The sequence below is a fragment of the Nocardia sp. NPDC004718 genome, from assembly GCF_053601535.1.
Window position 1 is genome coordinate 1 of record NZ_JBSGCA010000120.1, and the last position, 4722, is coordinate 4722.

A 4722-nucleotide genomic window follows, 5' to 3' on the forward strand; every position below is an offset into this window, starting at 1 on the left:
GCTGGCGTCGGTGGATCCGGCGGGGTTGGACGAGTTGCGTGTGGTGGTGGCCGGTGGCGAGGCGTGCCCGCCGGAGCTGGTGCGGCGCTGGGTGCGCCCGCTCGCCGACGGAGATCGCGAGTTCTACAACGGGTACGGCCCGACCGAGACCACGATCATGACGAACATCAGCGCGCCGCTGGTGCCGGGGCAGCCGGTCACGATCGGCGCGCCGATCCAGGCGACCACCGAGTACGTGCTGGACGAGCGACTGGTGCCGGTCCCGATCGGCGTGGTCGGCGAGTTGTACATCGGCGGACCCCAGTTGGCGCGCGGCTACCAGTTGCGCCCCGGCCTCACCGCCGTGCGTTTCGTCCCGAACCCCTTCGACCCGAACCACTCTCGTCTCTATCGCACCGGTGATCTGGTGCGTTGGACGCCGAGTGGTGAGTTGGAGTATCTGGGTCGCAACGATTTCCAGGTGAAGATTCGCGGTTTCCGTATCGAGCTCGGTGAGATCGATGCGGTGCTGGCGGCGCACGAGACGGTGGATTTCGCGGTCACCGTCGGCCACCAATTGGACAGCGGCGCGACGATTCTCGCCTCCTACGTGCATGCGGCGAGCGGACACTCGATCGACGTCGACGAGTTGATCGCGCACGCCGAGCGCAGCCTGCCGGTGCACATGGTGCCGACCTCCCTCACCGTGCTGGACGAGATCCCGCTGACCCCGGTGGGCAAGCTGGATCGTCGGGCCCTGCCCGCTCCGCAGTTGCAGACCAAGGAATTCCGCGCTCCGTCGGGTGCGCTCGAGCAGTTGGTGGCGGGTGTGTTCGCCGACCTGCTCAGCGCGGGCGACGAGATCGGCGCGGACGACGATTTCTTCGAGCTGGGCGGCAACTCGCTGATCGCGACGCAGGTGGCGGCCCGGCTCGGGGCGTCGATCGGCGCGCGGGTGCCGGCGCGCACGGTGTTCGAAGCGCCGACGGTCGCGCTGCTGGCGGCCCGGCTCGCCGAATTCGACACCGGCGCGGCACGTCCGGCGTTGGTGGCGCTGCAGCGTCCGGAGCGGGTGCCGTTGTCGTTGGCGCAGCGGCGGATGTGGTTTTTGAATCAGTTCGATACCGGGTCCGCGGCGAACAATATTCCGTTCGCGGTGCGGTTGTCGGGTGTGTTGGATGTGGCGGCGTTGCAGGCGGCGGTGGCGGATGTGGTCGGGCGTCATGAGACGTTGCGGACGGTGTATCCGGCGGTGGACGGTACCGGGTATCAGGTGGTGCTGCCCGCCGCACAGGCCGTTCCCGACCTCGCGCCGAAGCCGGTCGCCGAGCACGAGCTACCGGACTGGCTGCGCGGATTCGCGCTGACCGGCTTCGACGTCGCGGCGGAGGTGCCGCTGCGCATCGCACTGGCCGAGATCGGTCCCGGTGACCACGTGGTCGTTGTGGTGGTGCACCACATCGCGGCCGACGGCGCTTCGGTCGCGCCGTTTTTACGTGACCTGCTCAGCGCGTTCCTGTCCCGGCGAAACAGGGCCCGCCCGTCGTGGCAACCGCTACCCGTGCAGTACGCGGACTATACGCTGTGGCAACGCGCGATGCTCGGCGACGAGGACGATCCGGATTCGGTGGCCGCGGCCCAGATCGCCTACTGGCGCGACGCCTTGGCGGGCATCCCGGACCGGATCGACCTACCCGCGGACCGGCCGCGTCCAGCCGTCGCCTCCGGCCGGGGCGCGGAGTACACCTTCGTGGTGGACGCCTCCGTGCACCGAGGTCTCGCCGAACTGGCACAGAGCGCGGGCGCCTCGGAGTTCATGGTGGTGCACAGCGCCCTGGCGGTGCTGCTCGCCCGGCTCACCGGCACCGACGACATCACCATCGGCACGCCCGTGGCGGGCCGGGGCGAGCGGGAACTCGATCCGCTGATCGGCATGTTCGTCAACACGCTGGTCCTGCGCACCCGGATCGATCTCGGCGCGTCGTTCCGTGCGCTGCTCGAACAGACGAAGGAAACGGATCTCGGCGCGTTCTCGCATGCCGAGTTGCCGTTCGAGCGGCTGGTCGAGGTGCTGGACCCGGTGCGCTCGCAGGCGCATCATCCGCTGTTCCAAGTGGCGCTGTTCTACCAGAACCTCAGCATGCCCGAGATAGTTCTGCCCGGACTGTCCGCCCGGGTGGTCGAGTTCGACAGCGCAACGGCGAAATTCGATCTGCAATTGACCGTGGTGCCCGCCGCCCATGGGCCTGCCACGGGTTTCAGGGCGATGTTCACCTACGCCACCGACCTGTTCGACGAGCGGACGATCGCCGAGTTCGCCTGGCGGCTGGATCTGTTGCTGACCGCCGTCGCGGCCGAGCCGGATCGGCCGATCGGCGCGATCGACCTGCTGGCTCCCGCCGAGCGCGAACGCATCCTGCTCGAGTGGAACAGCACCGGGTACCCGGTGCCCGCCGAGTTACTGCTCGACGGTTACCGGCGCGCCGCGGAGGCGTACGCGGACGAGGTGGCCTTGGTGCACGAGGGCGCCGAGCTGACTTATCGTGAGTTCGATGCGCGGGTGAATCGGCTGGCGCGTTTGTTGATTTCGCAGGGTGTGGGTGCGGAGTCGTTGGTGGGGTTGGCGGTTCGGCGGTCGTTGGATCTCGTGGTGGGGATGTATGCGGTGGTGGCGTCGGGTGGGGCGTATGTGCCGTTGGATCCGGATCATCCGGCCGAACGCATCGCGCACATCCTCGACACGGCGCAGCCGGTCTGCGTGCTCACGACCTCCGCCGACGCGGTCGACGTGCCGGAAGGCACCGCGGTCCTGCTGCTGGACGCGCTGGATCCGAACCGATTCGACGACAGCCCGGTTCGCGCGGAAGAACTGGTGCGTCCGGTGTCGCCGCACCATCCGGCGTACGTGATCTTCACTTCCGGGTCGACCGGCAGGCCCAAAGGCGTGGCGGTCTCGCACTTCGCGATCCAGAACCAGATCAGCTGGATGCTCGCGGCCTATCCGCTGGACGCCGACGACGTGTACCTACAGAAGACCGCGACGACCTTCGACGTCTCGCTGTGGGGGTACTTCCTGCCGCTGCGCGTGGGGGCGAAGCTGGTCGTCGCCGCCAACGACGGGCACCGCGATCCGGTGTACGTCGCGGAAACCATTGCGGCGCAGGGTGTGACGGTGACGGACTTCGTGCCGTCCATGTTGACGGTCTTCGCCGCGCACACCGCTCCCGGGTCGTGCCCCACTTTGCGCGACATCTTCGTGATCGGCGAAGCGCTGCCGCCGGAGACCGTCGCCGCGGTGCGCGCGGTGACCGACGCGGCCGTGCACAATCTCTACGGCCCGACCGAGGCGGCGGTGTCGGTGACCTACTGGCCCGCGACGGCCGCGGACGAGCGTTCCGTGCCGATCGGCGTGCCACAGTGGAACACCCAGGTGTATGTGCTGGACGCGCATCTGCAACCCGTGCCGACGGGTGTGCCCGGTGAGCTGTACCTGGCCGGTGATCAGCTGGCCCGCGGATATGTACGGCGTCCCGATCTCACCGCGGACCGGTTCGTCGCCAACCCGTTCGGCAACGGCGAGCGGATGTACCGCACCGGTGACCTGGTGGTCTGGCGCGCACCGACCGAAGCGCTGCCGCATCGGCTGGACTATCTCGGCCGGACCGATTTCCAGGTGAAGTTCCGTGGTCAGCGAATCGAGCTGGGCGAGATCGAGACGGCGCTGCTGGCGCAGCCTTCGGTGAGCCAGGCGGTGGCCGTGGTCGCGCCTTCGTCGCTGGGTGACCAGCTCGTCGCCTACACGGTCCCCGCGCCGGGGTGCTCGATCGAGCAAGACGAGCTGCTCGCGGCAATCAGGGAAACGCTGCCCGCCTACATGGTTCCGGCCGCCGTCGTCGCGCTGGATGCGTTGCCGCTGAATCCCAGCGGCAAGCTCGATCGTAAGGCGCTTCCCGAACCCGCCTTCACCGCGCGTGAGTTCCGTGCGCCCGCGACGGCGGTCGAGGAGATCGTGGCGGGTGTGTTCGGCGAGGTACTCGGTGTGGCCCGAGTCGGCGCGGATGACGACTTCTTCGCGCTCGGCGGCAATTCGCTGGTCGCCACACAGGCGGTGGCGCGCTTGGGTGCGGCGGTCGATGCTCGCGTGCCGGTGCGGGCGTTGTTCGAGACTCCGACGGTGGCCGGGTTGGCGGCGGCGCTGGAGTCGCACACGCACGGTGAGCGTGGTGTGGAGCTGGGGAGCATCGCCCGGCCGGAGCGGTTGCCGTTGTCGTTGGCGCAGCGGCGGATGTGGTTCCTCAACCGCTTCGACCACGTGGACGGCGCTGCCGCCGCGGCCGGTTCCGCGGCCTACAATCTGCCCTTCGCATTGCGGTTGACCGGCGAATTGGATGTCGCCGCGCTCGGCGCGGCGCTGCACGACGTGGTGGCGCGCCACGAGGTGCTGCGCACGGTGTATCCGGAGACCGCGGATGGTCCGGTGCAGGTGGTTCTGGCCGCCGGGCAGGTGGCGCTGGATGTGGGCGCGCATGCGATCGGCGTGGACGAGGTCGCGAGCGAGGTGTACACGCTCGCTGCGACTCCGTTCGACGTGACCGCCGAAGTGCCCGTGCGGGTGCGGCTGCTGCGGATCGCGGATGCGCCGCAGGAATATGTGCTGGCGGTGGTGGTGCATCACATCGCGGCGGATGCGTCGTCGATGGGTCCGTTGGTGCGGGATGTGATGGTGGCGTACGCGGCGCGTAC

The 4722-nt window shown here is 68.9% G+C and carries 1 protein-coding gene; it reads left to right on the forward strand.

The genetic code is table 11. The features are described from left to right. Positions 1–4722: amino acid adenylation domain-containing protein (locus ACWEH3_RS35650; protein ID WP_452358496.1), on the forward strand; the 4722-nt coding region annotated here is incomplete at both ends.